This is a genomic window from Maribacter sp. (assembly GCF_039968975.1).
Lineage (GTDB): Bacteria > Bacteroidota > Bacteroidia > Flavobacteriales > Flavobacteriaceae > Maribacter.
Map to the genome: position 1 here is coordinate 15,567 of NZ_JBDVOT010000225.1, position 15,047 is coordinate 30,613.

A 15,047-nucleotide genomic window follows, 5' to 3' on the forward strand; every position below is an offset into this window, starting at 1 on the left:
TAAATCTATGATTACATTTAACGAAGCATATCAAAAAGTGTTGGATCATCCCCTAGATTTAGGAATGGAGAAGGTTTCACTTTTAAATAGTTTAAATAGAATATTGGCTGAAGATATTTATGCCGATAGAGATTTCCCTCCTTTTAATCGTGCAACCAAAGATGGTATTGCAATTCAGTTCTCTGATGTTGTAAATAGCGGACAGTCTTTAGGAATTGAAGGCGTAGCTGCTGCAGGAGAAGTCCAAAAAAAGTTACAAGATATAAGCAACTGTTTAGAGGTGATGACCGGTGCTGTAGTCCCAGCAAATTGTGATACCGTAATTATGTATGAGCATATCACTATAGAAGATGGTAAGGTTACAATCAATGAAAAAGTAACTAAAGGTCAAAATATACATTATCAAGGTAGTGATGAAAAAGCCGGTGCACTTCTGTTATCTAACGGGAAAAAGATTAGTCCCGCAGAAATTGGTGTGATGGCTACCGTTGGGAAAGCAATGGTGATGGTTAAAGGAAATCCTAAAGTTTGTACTGTTGCCACAGGGAATGAATTGGTTGCCATTAATGAAACTCCCAAGCCACATCAAATTCGAAAATCGAATATGCTGACTATTGAGTCTGCATTATTGAATTCTAAAATTGATGCGGATTCACTTCATTTATTTGATGATAAGGCTATTATCAAAAATGAATTAGAAAAAGTGTTAACTGAAAACGATGTACTTCTTTTAAGTGGTGGAGTTTCCAAAGGAAAGTTTGATTTTATACCAGAGGTAATGGAGTCATTGGGTGTAGAGAAAGTTTTTCATAGAGTATTACAAAGACCAGGTAAACCATTTTGGTTTGGAGTTCACCCTAAACTTAAGACTGTTATTTTCTCCTTTCCTGGCAATCCGGTTTCTACATTTGCCAATTATCATCTTTACTTTTTACCATGGTTGCATACCTCATGGGGCATTTCAATAGATAAATCGTATATTAAGTTAAGTACAACGATAACCGCATCACAGCCGTTAACCAGATTTATACAGGTAAGTACAGAAAAAAGAGAAGGTGAATTTTGGGCAACTCCTGTTATTGAAAATGGTTCTGGAGATTTAACGAGTTTGGCAAAAGCCGACGGGTTTATTTGCCTAACACCAAGAAATAAGGAATATGAGGTAGGGGAGGTTGTTCCTTTTGTAAAAACCAGGTAGTAATCAATTAAATTTTTCTATATGAATCCAGTAGTAAAGAATATTTTGGCTGTAGTAGCCGGGGTAGTGGTTGGTAGTATTGTAAATATGGGAATTATTATGATTAGTGGTTCCATAATTCCGCCACCAGAGGGTGGTGATATTACCACAATGGAAGGTTTGAAAGCGACAATGCATTTATTTGAGCCCAAGCACTTTATTTTTCCTTTTCTTGCCCATGCTTTAGGAACTTTGGTAGGAGCTATAGTTGCCACTAAAATTGCAGCAACAAGAAAAATGCTAATGGCTTTGATCATTGGTTTGTTTTTTCTAATAGGTGGTACCGTAAATATTGCCATGCTAGGTGGACCAATGTGGTTTACCGCTTTAGATATTATAGTGGCTTACATGCCAATGGCATATATAGGGTATATACTTGGCAAGAAATAACACAACATGTTTTTAAACAAAAAAGAGGCTGTCTAAAATTTTAGACAGCCTCTTTTTGCAAATAGCTTTTTTAAATTATTTTCCTTCGTACTTGCCCATATAGCGTTTCCACAGTTCGGTTTGGTGTGTTTCTAATGAAACTGTTCTACCATTGATAAAAACATGTGTTAATTGATTACCCGCCATTTCTAAAGCATCACCCTCAGATATGAAAAGGGTGGCACTTTTACCATTCTCCAATGTTCCGTAAAGATCATCTATACCTAAAATCTTGGCAGTATTACCTGTCAATAATTGAACAGCTACTTCTTTGTCCAAACCTTGTTGTGCGGCTTGACCTGCATAGAAAGGTAAGTTTCTAGTTTGAAAGTTAACCGCGTCCGAGTTTTGAATTCCTACTAATAAACCTGCATCTACTAACAACTTTGGTAGTTTGTAAGGTAAGTCATAATCATCATCATCAAATACGGGAAGATTGTGCGTATACTGAACCAAAACAGGAATGTTGTTACTCTTTAAAAATTCGGGAATTTTATAAGCGTGATAACCACCTATTAAAACAACTTCCTTGGCTCCATTTGATTTTAAAGTGTTGATTGCATCGATAATTTGTTTTTCATCATCGGCATGCACGTATAATTTTTGACTTCCATCAAAAATTCCTTGCATTGCTGCGTATGCAGGGTTTACTTCTTTAGGGGTTGATTTACCATAAGCGGCTGAATTTTTTAAGAATGTAGCAACCGTTTCTATTTGTTCAGCATAATCTTTGTTAGGTTGATACCCTGGATCTTCACCAGCCCACCAACGACCTTGCTTAAAAGTTGCAGGCCAGTTTAAATGAACTCCGTCATCTACTTTAATAGCTGCATCTTCCCAGTTCCAAGCATCAAACTGTACGATACTTGATGTGCCTGAAATTCTACCTCCTGAAGGAGCAATTTGCCCAATCAAAACACCATTAGGTCGCATGCTTTCTACTACTTTAGATTCTGCGTTGTAAGCAATTAAACTTCTTACATGTGGTATAAAATCTCCTATTTCATCTTCATCTTTAGATGCTCTAACGGCATCAATCTCCACTAAACCTAGTGTTTTTGCGGGAGCAATGAATCCTGGGTAAACGTGTTTGCCGGTAGCATCTATTACTTTACCTTTTCTAGCAATTCTCATTTTGGAATCCCCTACAAAAGTAATCTTACCATCTTCGAACATGATAAGCGAACTTTCAATTACTTCTCCGTTACCCAAATGCGCGGTGGCACCTTCAATAGTAATGGCTTCGGTTTGTTTAGAACCTGGAGTTTGTTGAGCTATAGCTGGTATTCCCAGTGCTAAAGCCATGATTAAGGTTATAAATTTTTTCATTTGTATTGTTTTATATATGTTGAAATGTGGCTTGTTTAATTAAAGGCTTTCGCAAGTAAAATCTCTTTTTACACTTTGTCTTGGACCTTGAGTTTTCTTACCACTACTTTTCTCTTTAAGCATCATGGTCACCAATTCATTTCTTTCTTTTTTAATTTTTTCACGGTTTTTCTTATCCGTTTCTAAATCAAAATAGGTTATACCTTCAATCATTGTTTTTTCCGCTTTTGAATAAATAGATAACGGACTACCTGACCATAAAACCAAATCGGCATCTTTACCTACTTTAATACTACCAACACGGTTATCTAAGTGTAGTAGTTTTGCAGGATTGATAGTGACCATTTTCCAAGCCTCTAGTTCCGTCATACCACCATACTTAATAGTTTTAGCAGCTTCTTGGTTTAATCTTCTGATCATTTCACGGTCATCACTATTAATTGCCGTTACAACACCTTGCTTTTGCATAATTGCCGCATTGTATGGTATAGCATCGTTTACTTCAAATTTGTATGCCCACCAATCGCTAAATGTACCTGCGCCAACACCGTGTTCAGCCATTTTATCGGCAACCTTATAACCTTCTAAAATGTGGGTGAACGTGTTTATTCTAAATCCGAAATGTTCTGCAACCTTCATCATCATATTAATCTCGCTCTGTACATAAGAGTGACAAGAAATAAAACGTTCTCCGTTAATGATCTCAGCCAATACTTCCATTTCTTCATCATAGCGGTACGGTTCACCATTTTTCTTTTTGGTGTCATATTCCTTAGCTCTTTGAAAGTAATTCATGTATAGTTGCTCAACACCCATACGAGTTTGTGGGAAACGAGAGAAACTACCCCAATTACTTTGTTTTACATTTTCACCAAGAGCGAATTTGATGAACTTAGGGGAGTTATCATAAATTAATCCGTCTGCTTCTTCTCCCCATTTTAATTTTAAAATAGCCGATCTACCACCAATTGGGTTTGCAGAACCATGAAGTAATTGAAGTGAAGTAACACCACCTGCAAGAGAGCGATAAATACCCATATGTTCTGGATCTACAACATCTTCCATTTTTACTTCTGCAGAACTATTTTGACCAGCTTCGTTTACTGCTAAAGCAGCAATATGGCTATGTTCGTCAATAATACCTGCCGTTAAATGTTTGCCTGTGGCATCAATAACTGTTGCGCCACCAGCACTTAGGTCTTTTCCTATTTTAACGATTTTTCCGTTTTTAACCAATACATCGGTATTTTCTAAAATTCCGGCATCTTCACTTGTCCAAACCGTAGCATTTTTAAATAGTGTGTTTTGTGCTTTTGGTTTAGATGCAAATCCGTAACCAACATTAGGGAAAGTTACAGGCATTACTTTTATAGAAGTATCCTTTGCTTTTTTCTGAGCTTCCTTTTCAGTAAATGATTTTGATTTTGTTGCCGTAAATTGAGATTCTGTACCATCGGGTAAAACCAAACGACCTGTTAGGTTGTCTGATGTTTTGGTTGCAGCACCTATCATTCTATATGTTTTTTCCCCTTTATCAGTTGCAAAAGATAGGGTTACCCAATTGTCTTTATATGCTATTTTGGAGGATAATTTTGTAGTGTCTTGTTTTACCTCAATTTTAGGTTTTGAGATTTCTCCCGTTATAGAAACATCATAAGATTTTCCTTGAACGGTTAAGTTGTAATCTCCACGAATGTCTTTTGAATCCATCGAATTAACAACACTTTTTGTTCCTTGAACCCAGTTTTCATACAATGTAGTAGACTTATCAAAAACATCACCGGAAGTGATTAAGAAGTTGGCAAGAGCACCTGTTTTCAAAGAGCCTATTTCATTTGATTTCCCTAATATTTGTGCAGGTACGGTAGTTAAAGCCTCTAACGCTTTGGTAGAAGAAAGTCCGTATTCAATGGCTTTCATCAATTTTGCCTTGAATTTAGCAGGAGATTTTAAATCGTAGGTAGTCAATGAAAACTGAATTCCGTTTTCTGCCAATACTTTTGGGTTAGAAGGAGCTTGGTTCCAATAACGCATATCCTGTAAAGAAACATAACCTACAGCATACGGATTAGAAACATCGTAGGCGTCAGGGAAGTTTAGCGGTAAAATGAATTTTGCATTAGTACCTTTTATTTCTTCAATACGTTCAAACTCATTACCACCACCTAAAATGGTGTATTGTATGCCGTTGGCATCTCCAATCTTATCGGCACGTAAATCGTGAGATTTATCTTTGGCTTCAAAAATCTGAACCAAACTTTTGTTTTCGTTAAGCGCTTCTAAAGAGAGGTCTGTAGTGGAGGCATTGCCTTTAGCGTACCAATCTGCATCGCTGTACATTTGTCTTAGTAAAGCCAATGTACCCATTAAAGAACCTGGGTAAGATTGCCCTTTTGCAATACTTCTGGTTAAAGAAAAATATTGAGCGGAACGGTCATCTAAAATTCTATTGGCATTTGTACCCTTACCATTTAAAGCAATAAGCACACCGGTACCTCTGGCAATACCATCTTGTATATGAGAATTGACAACACCGAAACCAGCTTCTCGCAATACTTTTGCTTCTTTGTCATTATAAGTGAACTTTTCAATTGCCTTATTTTCTGGCATAATATGATCGTTCCAGTAGTAACCTTCTCTAGATGGTTCGTATTGAGTTGAACGACCTCTGCCTGGTTTTTTCTTTGCTTGTTCTACCCCAAATTTAGAATACACATCAATGAAAGAAGGGTATATAGATTTACCGTCTAAATCAATGACAACAGCATTTTTTGGAATATTAACAGAACTGGAAGCACTGACTACTTTACCATGCTGAATTAATAATGTTCCTTTTTCTATTACTTGGGTAGGAGTTACAAAGATTTTTGCATTTGTAAAAGCAGTATAATTATTGTTATTAACTTTTACTCCTGCATTTTCTGGAAAATAATCTTGTGCAGTCAAAAATGAGCCATACCCGAGTAGGCATAGCGCAAAAAATAGTTTTTTCATTACGTTTAGTTTGAATTAGTATCTTAAAAGTACTGGGATTGTGCAGTAAATACGGTCTGTTTCACTTTTCTTTAACACTAGAAATTGTATTAATGTAGAAAAGCTATTTTTTTGTCAAATTATTACAAGAAGGGCGGTTTTTGAGTGGTTTGATCACCAAGTCTCAAACTTATTTTATAGCTGATGGTCTTTGTGGTAAGCAACTAAAAATAATACAACCGCACTATAGCTTCTAATACCTTCTTTTTGGTTGTTGGCTTTTAGAAAAGTATCGAATATTGATTTGAAAACCGGTTCCATAGGGTTTTCGTAAGAGTTCCAAAAAATTGACATTTCTTGAAAGTTGCTTTTTACACCAGAATTCAATTGTAACATTAACGTATCAAAATCATCAGGATTGGTTCTTCTAATATCATTTAGGCAATAGCCTAAGCCATAGGTATATGCTGCATACTTAAAATATGGGTCTTTATTGTTTGAAGTAACTAGATAGCCAATAAAATTTGTTTCGTTTTCAGCTGAATAACCAATTTGATGGCCCACTTCATGACCAGCTACAAAAGGAAATCTAAAGTTGGGCAATAAGTCATTTACTTGTGCTTCGTTCGTAAACGGATTTAAATATCCGGCGTAGCCCATATATGTTAATCCTGTGCTGAATAAGGATTTTTTTATGCTAGGTATTTCATAGGCTAAAAAGGGATGAATCTTTTTTAAATCCTCATATCCTTCAACTGTTTTATGAAAAATTTCTTTTTGTGAGTATGGTATTTTTACCGCTAAACTAGAGTCTTGGGTTATGGCTATTTGTGTTTGGTTTGTTTTTTGAATTAACCGTTCTGTAAATTCAAGCAAATCTTGGTAATCTTTATTCGGCACCAGTTCTAGTTTGTTTGCCAACGGTTCTCTATAGTAGTTCATACCCCACATGATATGAAATGTGAAATAAGTGACAGAAAGCACCATGGCTACATTCTGTAAAAATTTTAATTTATGTCGCCATATGTATTTTCTATTTTTAACGAGGTATACTAGAGCAAGTATTATTAACGTGAAATAAATGATATCACCTACAGAAAAAGGTATCCAACCAAATAGAAGTCTAAAGAATTTTGAAATAGCAGGATATAATCCCGTACTATAATACTGTTCTACTAAATCGTTTCGGGTAGCTAGCCATTTTACAATTATGATTTGGGGGATCAAAGAAATAGCAATGGCATTTTTAAAAGATATCTTCATTATCTCAAAAATAGCGAAATCCTTTTTCTATCAGTATTTTTGTAGGCACTAACCATGAAAAATAATGTATGGATATAAATAAATTAGAGCCAACTTCTGTTTGGAAGAATTTTTCTAAGTTGAATGCGGTACCTAGACCTTCTAAAAAGGAGGAGAGGGTAATCAGTTTTATGTTGGAGTTTGGAAATGTTCTTGGTTTAGAAACTTTCTCTGATGAAATAGGTAATGTTATCATAAGAAAACCTGCTACCAAAGGAATGGAGGATAAGAAAATGATAACGTTGCAGAGTCATTTAGATATGGTGCATCAAAAAAATGCGGATACTGTTTTTGACTTTGATACTCAAGGTATAGAAATGTATGTTGATGGTGATTGGGTTAAAGCTAAGGGTACCACGCTAGGTGCAGATAATGGTATGGGAGTTGCTGCAATAATGGCACTTTTAGAAAGTACCGATGTGCAGCATCCTGCTCTAGAAGCTCTGTTTACCATTGATGAAGAAACTGGTATGACCGGTGCTTTTGAGCTGAAAGCGGGAGTATTACAAGGCGAAATTCTTTTGAATTTAGATACAGAGGAAGATGACGAAATTGATATTGGCTGTGCAGGTGGTATAGATGTTACGGCCACTAGGACATATAATCAAAAGGACGGAACTCATGGCGATGCCGGTTTACAGATTACTGTAAAAGGTTTAAAGGGAGGCCATAGTGGTATGGATATTCATAAAGGGTTGGGTAACGCCAATAAGATTATGAATAGATTACTTTTCTTAGGTCTTGATTATAATGTTCGTATTAGTTCGCTGAAGGGTGGTAGTCTTAGAAATGCAATACCTAGGGAAAGTGTTTGTAAACTAAATGTAGGTAGAAAGCACGCGGATGAATTCTTTAAAAAGATAAATGAACTTTCTAAAGCTATTAAGGCAGAGTTAAGTGTGCAAGAGCCTGATTTGCAAATTGAGTTTAAAGATTTAAAGCCTGCTAAAAAGGTAATGGGTCTTGGTGCTCAAGAAAAATTGGTCAAAGCGGTTTATGCAGCGCATAACGGAGTTTATGCCATGAGTGGAGCTATGGATGATTTGGTAGAAACTTCTAATAATATTGCAATTGTAAAGGTTGAAAAAGGAGAAATAACCATTGGGTGTTTAACCCGCTCATCTGTTGATACCGCAAAGTTAGATTTGGCAAATTCTCTGCGTTCCGCTTTTGAAATCAGTGGTTTTAAAGTTGAGTTTAGTGGATCTTACCCAGGGTGGAATCCTAATCCTAATTCAGAAATATTAACGGTTGCGAAAGACACTTATATTAAGTTGTTCAAAGAAGAGCCTAGGGTAGTTGCTTGTCATGCAGGTTTGGAATGTGGTATTTTAGGACAGAATTATCCTGATGTAGATATGGTTAGTTTTGGACCAACCATTCTTGGTGCCCACTCGCCAGATGAACGAGTAAGTGTTTCATCTGTTCAGAAATTCTGGAGTTTGCTTCTAGAGATTTTGAAGAATACAAATTAGAATTGTAGATATAAAAAAAGCCTTTTAGTGAAAACTAAAGGGCTTTTTTATTTGTGTTTATTATTGGGTTATTCCAGTAATTTCCAAATCAAAAACTAAATCTGCATCTGGTGGAATTGGACCTCCACCTTGTGGTCCATAACCTAAATGAGAAGGAATGAACAAACGGACTTTATCTCCAACTTTCATTGTTAAAAGTCCTTCTCTGAAACCTGCGATCAAACGAGATTCTGGAGAATAGTCCATAGGCACTGGCATATAACCGCCACCTTGTTGTCTTTTGATGTCGAACATTCCATATTTTTGAGCAACTTCTTCGTAGTTACTGTCAAATAATGTACCGTCCATTAAGTAACCTGCATACATTACATTTACTTTCTGACCTACTTTTGGTTTTTCACCAGAGCCACTTTCCAATGTCAATACTTTAAGACCAGAAGCCAAGGTTTGTGCTTTTGCTTTTTGAGCTTCAATAGAAGAAGCAAACTCCGTTTTTATTTTTTGAACTTCAGCTAATTTTTCAGCTTTCTCTTTTTCAATAGCGGCAAGTCTATCTTCTTCGCCATCAAAATAATCTGTCATGATTTGAACAGCATCAAATTTACGAGCCTCTTTACCGTTTCTAATAATCTCAACAGTATTCATAATAACTGGCTCTACAGGTTTATTACCAGCACCTACAGCAACGTTTGCAATAGAATCAACCACATCCATACCTTCTACAACTTCACCAAATACAGTGTGTTTATTGTTCAACCAAGGAGTTTCTTTATGAGTAATAAAGAACTGACTACCGTTAGTTGTTGGTCCTGAATTGGCCATTGAAAGAATACCTTTCTTATCATGAACTAGTGAATCGTTGAATTCATCCATGAACTTATAACCAGGGTTTCCAGTTCCTTGTCCTAAAGGATCACCACCTTGAATCATGAAATCTTTCATAATTCTGTGAAACGTTAATCCGTCATAATATTTTTTACCCTTATATTCTTCACTTACAAAAGTATTTGTTCCTTCTGCCAATGAGACAAAGTTAGCTACGGTAACAGGAGTCTTTTCTTGCTCTAAACGAACAATAATGTCACCTTTAGAAGTTTTGATATCGGCAAACAAACCGTCTCCTAAATCAGCTCTTTTACTGGTTTTGCAGCTGGCTAAAACTAAGCCTATAACTGCAATCAAGTACATTTTTTTAATCATAATGGTCATTTTAATTTACTGTGTTGTCTTGTTGTTTTTCTATTTGTAAAATGGTAATCGTAGATTTAAGGGGAACATTGCTGCCTATTTTGTTTTCATCTCCATGGTAACCAAATGCAATTGAAGATGGGAATAAAAAGGTAGCTCGTTCATTTTCCTTTAACATCTTAACGGCATCTCTAAGTCCTAAGAATAATTCTTGCTTATCAACTTTGTAAGTAACAACACCAATTTCTTCTTGAGAATAAATAGTATCGTTATCTAAAGTTAAAAGGTCATAGGTGAATGCTACTAGATCATCTGTTTTAGGGGTATAATCACTTTCTTCGTTAACAGTTAAGTAGTGATACCAAGATCCAGAATTACTATGAGAATAGTGTTTTAAAGAATCTAATGCTATAATTTCTTGAATTTTACTTTCTTCAGCCTTTAACAGTTTTCTACTTCTCTCAATAGACGCCTTAAAGAAACTTCCGCTTTTTGTTTGAACAGGTTTTCTTGGTTCAGGTCCGTTGCAGCCTAGTGTCAGTAAGGCTAAAAATAAAAATGAAACTAATCTCATGATTGTAATTGATTCTTATATAAAGGTAGTAACGATGTAAACTTGGTGATTGTCTCTTCTAAATTATCATCGCTTTTTCCGCCTGCTGCATTTGTGTGTCCGCCGCCACTAAAGTGTTTCCTTGCAAAATCGTTTACAGAAAATTCACCTACAGACCTGAATGAGATTTTGTAAATACCTTCTTCTTTGTTTTCTATAAATATGACTGCAAATTTAATTCCATCTAAAGTTAGGCCGTAATTTACAAAGCCTTCCGTATCTCCTTTTTGGTAATTAAAAGTGTCTAATTCGTCTTGACTTAGCGTTATATATGCTGTAGAATATTCTTCAAGAATAACCATGTTTTTTAATGCACAACCCAGCAGGTGTAGTCTACTCGGAGAATTAGTGTCATAAATACGGTGGTGAATTTCTGTGCCTTCCGCACCCTTATCCATAAGGTCTGCAATAACTCTATGTGTATTACTTGTTGTTGCCGCAAATTTAAAGGAACCGGTATCTGTCATAATACCTGTATAAATACAATTGGCCATTTCAGAAGTAATACTGTTTTTACCACCCAGTTGGTTAATGAGTACATAGACCATTTCGCATGTAGAGCTCATTTTTACATCTGAGTACATGATTTTAGCATAATCTGATGGCTCTTGATGATGGTCTACCATTACGAAAGTTGCAGTTGCAGATTTTAAAATATCGCTCATTTGACCTACGCGACCCAAATGGTTGAAGTCTAATGTAAATATGATGTCGGCATTATTTATACAAGCTTTGGATTGCGAATTTTCTCTTTCAAAATTTAAAATTTTATCTGAACCCGGCATCCATTTTAAAAATTTAGGATAATCATTGGGGGCAACAATGCTTGCCGTATGACCGGTATTGACCAAATAATGCCAAAGTGCCAAGGTTGATCCGATGGCGTCTCCGTCTGGGTTTTTATGTGGAATAATTGCTATTTTCTTTGGTGAAGAAAGTAGTTTTTTTAGCTCGTTTAAGTGCTCTAAATTCATGGCGGCAAAGATACAATTTAATAATATAGGCTTTAAACCGAAAACCTTAATTTTACCCAGACTTAACTATCTCATATGAAATTTATATACTTTTTTATTAGCGCTCTATTTTTAGCGTCATGTTCATCGAACAAAAAAGCAGTAGAAAATAATGCTGTAAATGCCGATTTTGTATTGGCTTTTGGTTCTTGCAACAGAGTTGATTTGCCCAATCTTTTATGGGATGATGTTTTAAATACCAAACCAGATGTTTGGGTGTGGGGCGGTGATAATATATATGCAGATACAGATGATATGGTTGCGTTGAGAGCAATGTATAATGTGCAAAAAGAACAATCTGAATATAAGAAACTTGTAGAAAGTACAGATATATTAGGTACTTGGGATGATCATGATTATGGTTTAAATGATGGTGGAGTAGAGTTTGAAGCAAAAGATGCCAGCCAACAAGAATTCTTGAATTTCATGAATGTACCAGATGATAGTCCGCTAAGAAAGCGCCAAGGGGTTTATAATTCTAGGAAATATGAAATAGATGGTCACTCTATTAACATCATCATTCTTGATACTCGGTATTTTAGAACAAAGTTGACACCTGATACTGAAACTAAAAAAAGGTTGAAACCAAATGAATATGGAGTAGGTACCATGTTGGGAGCAACGCAATGGGGTTGGTTAGAAAATGAACTGAATACATTTAAAGCAGATTTCAATATTATTGTAAGTAGTGTGCAATACTTGTCTAATGAACACGGTTTTGAAGCTTGGGGCAATTTTCCTCACGAAGTAGATAAACTAGCAAAAGTAATCGCAGATTCAAAAGCTGCCGGTGTTATTGTTTTATCTGGTGATAGACATATTTCAGAATTTTCTAGAACCAATATAGACGAAATGAGTTATCCTGTAATAGATTTTACCAGTAGTGGTCTAACTCATGCTTATAGAGGTTTTAGCGGCGAACCTAATAAATATAGAGTAGGAGAGGTCATTTTTACAGAAAGTTTTGGAATTTTAGAGTTTAATTTTGATGCTAAAAAGGTTGATTTCAAGATAGTTGGAGATAACGGAATAGTGTTAGAGAAATTAGAACAAGTCTACGAATAGTTGTGAGATATGTGGAAAAACGTATTTTTGCGCAAAAATTAAGATATGAGTACGAATAGAACGTTTACAATGATCAAACCAGATGCCGTAAAAAACGGACATATTGGGGCTATTTTAGAAAAAATTACTGCTGCTGGTTTTAAAATCGTAGCGATGAAATATACACAATTGAGCTTAAGAGATGCACAAGAATTTTATGGTGTACATAGAGAGCGTCCTTTCTTTGGTGAATTAGTAGAATTCATGACTAGCGGTACAATCGTAGCGGCTATTTTAGAAAAAGAAAATGCTGTTGAAGATTTTAGAGCATTGATAGGTGCTACCAACCCTGCAGATGCAGCTGAAGGTACTATTCGTAAAATGTTTGCTACTAGTATTGGTGAGAATGCAGTACATGGTTCTGATAGCGATGAGAATGCAGCTATTGAAGGTTCATTCCATTTTTCAGGTAGAGAAATTTACTAAGTAAGATAGTTTTGATATAAAAAATGCCAGCCCGAAAGAGCTGGCATTTTTTATATCAAGTATTTTCCAACAGCCAACAGCCAACAGCCAACAGCCATTATCTAAGCACAAGTTTTTTTACAACCTCTTTTCCAATTTCTTCGTTAAGCATACGTACTATTTTAGATTTACCCATACTTAATTCATCGCGTAATACAGAAGAGCTTAATGCCACGTATAACGTGCCGAATTTTAATTCAATTTCTGTGGTGTAATTATTTACTCCGTTACCCATAAGTTTTGCCCATGCTTCTCTGGCATCTACCTTATCTATTCCTTTTTCTAATTTATTTTTTTGAATAAATGCTGAAAGAGCATCTTTCATTGAAGTGTTATCGTTGCCTCTACTAGCCATTATGGGGTTATGTTTATAGGTTCAAATTTGTTGTATGTATAGGTAATGCCTTGGTTGTTCTTTACCTTGAAGCTTTCTTCTGATAATTGCGTCAATACCTCTTCCCAGGTGTTAGAGTTATTGTTATAGCCCATAAATATAGAATCGTTAGAAATTCTAATTGTAAAAGGCTCGGCATCATTAGAGGTTTCAAAAGTACCATTAAATTTAGGCTCAACTTTTTTTCTGAATCCTTTTAACGAATCTAACTGTATATAATCAATAGTACTGTTAATTGAGTATTCTTTCTTTACTCCGTCTTTTAAAGTAACTTCTTTAATTTCCCAATATCCGTTTAATAGGTGTAATTGATTCTTGTCAATTTTAGAGCTACAAGAAATAAGAATTAAAGAGAATATGATCAATAATTTTTTCATCATTACAATTTAAATATTTTATATGATTGATGAATTTTTTTAACAACACTTTCGGTTCTATCGGCATGGGTGTCACTTAAAAAAATCTGTCCAAAATTTTCATTGTTTACCAAAGTGATTATATGAGAAACCCGGTGCTCATCTAACTTATCAAAAATATCATCCAAAATTAATATTGGGGTAGTGCCACTTTGCGATTTCATAAAATGAAACTGAGCAAATTTTAAGGCTATTAAAAAAGACTTTTGTTGACCTTGGCTACCAAATTTCTTAATTGGGTAGTTGCTGATTTCAAAGCTAAGATCATCTTTATGAACGCCTACACTGGTATATTGTAACGCTCTGTCTTTATCTAGATTTTTATTTAAAAGTGTTAACAGGTCATAATCTTTTAATTTACTGTTATACGAAAGAGAAACATCTTCTGTATTGCCGGTAATAGATTTGTATTGTTCTTGAAAAATAGGAATAAATGCTTCTAAGAACGAGGTTCTTTTTTTGAAGATTTCGGTGCCATATATCTCCATCTGTTCATTGTATACCGCCAAAGTATCTTTGTTGAAAGATCTATTGGCAGCAAAGTATTTAAGCAAGGCATTTCTTTGTGATACTACTTTGTTATAGTTGATGAGGTTTTGTAAATAGCTTTTATCTGATTGAGAAATAACACCGTCAATAAATTTTCTACGTGTATCGCTACCTTCTATGATAAGGTCTCTATCGGCCGGCGAAATAATAACCAATGGCAAAAGTCCAATGTGGTCCGCAAAGCGGTCATAGGCTTTGCCGTTTCGCTTAATGATTTTCTTGTTGTTTTTCTTTAAACTACAAACAATTTTTTCTTCTCTTCCTTCTTTTTCAAAAGTGCCGTCAATTACAAAGAAATCTGATCCGTGACGAATATTTTGAGAAGAAACAGGGTTAAAGTAACTCTTGCCAAATGATAAATGGTAAATAGCGTCAAGTATGTTTGTTTTACCAATTCCGTTATCACCTACAAAACAATTTATTTTAGCATCGAAAGACAGATCTTTGGACTCAAAATTTTTGTAATTGATCAATGATAATTGTCTCAGCAGCATTAAGAATATAAGATTTTAGATTTGGAAGAATGAAAACATGCTTAAAATATCCAAAAATAACGAATA

At 35.2% G+C, this 15,047-nt stretch carries 14 protein-coding genes; 5 read left to right on the forward strand and 9 right to left on the reverse strand.

The genetic code is table 11. The annotated features are described in order from the left end of the window. Positions 1–7 precede the first annotated feature (7 nt). A complete protein-coding gene (locus ABJI11_RS15190; RefSeq protein WP_348354014.1) occupies positions 8–1,198 on the forward strand; it encodes a molybdopterin molybdotransferase MoeA in 1,191 nt (396 codons plus the stop codon). A gap of 21 nt (positions 1,199–1,219) precedes the next feature. Further along, positions 1,220–1,627 (forward strand): hypothetical protein, encoded by a 408-nt coding sequence (locus ABJI11_RS15195; protein WP_348354017.1) that lies wholly within the window; start codon positions 1,220–1,222, stop codon positions 1,625–1,627. A gap of 75 nt (positions 1,628–1,702) precedes the next feature. Here ABJI11_RS15195 and ABJI11_RS15200 read toward each other — a convergent pair whose 3' ends face one another. From ABJI11_RS15200 to ABJI11_RS15210, 3 genes are all read right to left on the reverse strand, one after another. After that, complete coding sequence (locus tag ABJI11_RS15200; protein ID WP_348354020.1) at positions 1,703–2,995, reverse strand: amidohydrolase family protein; 1,293 nt, start codon at positions 2,993–2,995, stop codon at positions 1,703–1,705. 39 nt (positions 2,996–3,034) lie between these two features. Beyond that, positions 3,035–5,989 carry an amidohydrolase family protein gene (locus ABJI11_RS15205; RefSeq protein ID WP_348354022.1) on the reverse strand — a complete coding sequence of 985 codons (2,955 nt, stop codon included), beginning with the start codon at positions 5,987–5,989 and terminating at the stop codon, positions 3,035–3,037. 174 nt (positions 5,990–6,163) lie between these two features. Continuing rightward, complete coding sequence (locus ABJI11_RS15210; protein WP_348354024.1) at positions 6,164–7,231, reverse strand: DUF3810 domain-containing protein; 1,068 nt, start codon at positions 7,229–7,231, stop codon at positions 6,164–6,166. A 68-nt stretch (positions 7,232–7,299) separates the two neighbouring features. Between ABJI11_RS15210 and ABJI11_RS15215 the strand changes: the two genes are divergently transcribed. Continuing rightward, positions 7,300–8,745, forward strand: coding sequence for an aminoacyl-histidine dipeptidase (locus ABJI11_RS15215; RefSeq protein WP_348354027.1), 1,446 nt, complete (start codon positions 7,300–7,302; stop codon positions 8,743–8,745). 60 nt (positions 8,746–8,805) lie between these two features. On the opposite strand, the gene ABJI11_RS15220 is transcribed toward ABJI11_RS15215, so the two are convergent. From ABJI11_RS15220 to ABJI11_RS15230, 3 genes are read right to left on the reverse strand one after another with little or no spacing between them, the layout of a single operon-like run. Next, complete coding sequence (locus ABJI11_RS15220; RefSeq protein WP_348354030.1) at positions 8,806–9,945, reverse strand: peptidylprolyl isomerase; 1,140 nt, start codon at positions 9,943–9,945, stop codon at positions 8,806–8,808. Positions 9,946–9,955: 10 nt separating this feature from the next. Further along, entirely contained in the window at positions 9,956–10,507 is a 552-nt protein-coding gene (gldI, locus tag ABJI11_RS15225) for a gliding motility-associated peptidyl-prolyl isomerase GldI (protein WP_348354033.1), read from the reverse strand. Beyond that, the gene (locus ABJI11_RS15230; RefSeq protein ID WP_348354036.1) at positions 10,504–11,520 is read right to left on the reverse strand and encodes a bifunctional oligoribonuclease/PAP phosphatase NrnA; all 1,017 of its coding nucleotides are present in this window, start codon (positions 11,518–11,520) and stop codon (positions 10,504–10,506) included. The genes gldI and ABJI11_RS15230 overlap by 4 nt, the downstream gene beginning before the upstream one ends. Before the next feature lie 75 nt (positions 11,521–11,595). Between ABJI11_RS15230 and ABJI11_RS15235 the strand changes: the two genes are divergently transcribed. Continuing rightward, positions 11,596–12,624, forward strand: a complete 1,029-nt coding sequence (locus tag ABJI11_RS15235; protein WP_348354039.1) for an alkaline phosphatase D family protein — start codon at positions 11,596–11,598, stop codon at positions 12,622–12,624. Positions 12,625–12,669: 45 nt separating this feature from the next. Then, positions 12,670–13,089: a nucleoside-diphosphate kinase gene (locus ABJI11_RS15240; RefSeq protein WP_036153417.1), complete on the forward strand. Its 420-nt coding sequence runs from the start codon at positions 12,670–12,672 to the stop codon at positions 13,087–13,089. Positions 13,090–13,186: 97 nt separating this feature from the next. Here ABJI11_RS15240 and ABJI11_RS15245 read toward each other — a convergent pair whose 3' ends face one another. Genes ABJI11_RS15245 through recF form a run of 3 tightly spaced genes read right to left on the reverse strand, consistent with a single transcriptional unit; the run spans position 13,187 to position 14,981 of the window. Then, positions 13,187–13,483 (reverse strand): DUF721 domain-containing protein, encoded by a 297-nt coding sequence (locus ABJI11_RS15245; protein WP_036153419.1) that lies wholly within the window; start codon positions 13,481–13,483, stop codon positions 13,187–13,189. After that, positions 13,483–13,902, reverse strand: coding sequence for a lipocalin family protein (locus tag ABJI11_RS15250; RefSeq protein WP_348354043.1), 420 nt, complete (start codon positions 13,900–13,902; stop codon positions 13,483–13,485). The genes ABJI11_RS15245 and ABJI11_RS15250 overlap by 1 nt, the downstream gene beginning before the upstream one ends. Further along, entirely contained in the window at positions 13,902–14,981 is a 1,080-nt protein-coding gene (gene recF, locus ABJI11_RS15255; protein ID WP_348354046.1) for a DNA replication and repair protein RecF, read from the reverse strand. The genes ABJI11_RS15250 and recF overlap by 1 nt, the downstream gene beginning before the upstream one ends. Between the last annotated feature and the right edge of the window lie 66 nt (positions 14,982–15,047).

What these genes read in the sequence shown, in the direction of transcription:
- ABJI11_RS15200 (WP_348354020.1), bottom strand. Translation starts at nt 2,995, where the DNA reads ATGAAAAAATTTATAACCTTAATCATGGCTTTAGCACTGGGAATACCA.
- ABJI11_RS15220 (WP_348354030.1), bottom strand. Translation starts at nt 9,945, where the DNA reads ATGATTAAAAAAATGTACTTGATTGCAGTTATAGGCTTAGTTTTAGCC.
- ABJI11_RS15210 (WP_348354024.1), bottom strand. Translation starts at nt 7,231, where the DNA reads ATGAAGATATCTTTTAAAAATGCCATTGCTATTTCTTTGATCCCCCAA.
- ABJI11_RS15250 (WP_348354043.1), bottom strand. Translation starts at nt 13,902, where the DNA reads ATGATGAAAAAATTATTGATCATATTCTCTTTAATTCTTATTTCTTGT.
- ABJI11_RS15245 (WP_036153419.1), bottom strand. Translation starts at nt 13,483, where the DNA reads ATGGCTAGTAGAGGCAACGATAACACTTCAATGAAAGATGCTCTTTCA.
- ABJI11_RS15230 (WP_348354036.1), bottom strand. Translation starts at nt 11,520, where the DNA reads ATGAATTTAGAGCACTTAAACGAGCTAAAAAAACTACTTTCTTCACCA.
- recF (WP_348354046.1), bottom strand. Translation starts at nt 14,981, where the DNA reads ATGCTGCTGAGACAATTATCATTGATCAATTACAAAAATTTTGAGTCC.
- ABJI11_RS15190 (WP_348354014.1), top strand. Translation starts at nt 8, where the DNA reads ATGATTACATTTAACGAAGCATATCAAAAAGTGTTGGATCATCCCCTA.
- ABJI11_RS15235 (WP_348354039.1), top strand. Translation starts at nt 11,596, where the DNA reads ATGAAATTTATATACTTTTTTATTAGCGCTCTATTTTTAGCGTCATGT.
- ABJI11_RS15240 (WP_036153417.1), top strand. Translation starts at nt 12,670, where the DNA reads ATGAGTACGAATAGAACGTTTACAATGATCAAACCAGATGCCGTAAAA.
- ABJI11_RS15205 (WP_348354022.1), bottom strand. Translation starts at nt 5,989, where the DNA reads ATGAAAAAACTATTTTTTGCGCTATGCCTACTCGGGTATGGCTCATTT.
- ABJI11_RS15215 (WP_348354027.1), top strand. Translation starts at nt 7,300, where the DNA reads ATGGATATAAATAAATTAGAGCCAACTTCTGTTTGGAAGAATTTTTCT.
- ABJI11_RS15195 (WP_348354017.1), top strand. Translation starts at nt 1,220, where the DNA reads ATGAATCCAGTAGTAAAGAATATTTTGGCTGTAGTAGCCGGGGTAGTG.
- gldI (WP_348354033.1), bottom strand. Translation starts at nt 10,507, where the DNA reads ATGAGATTAGTTTCATTTTTATTTTTAGCCTTACTGACACTAGGCTGC.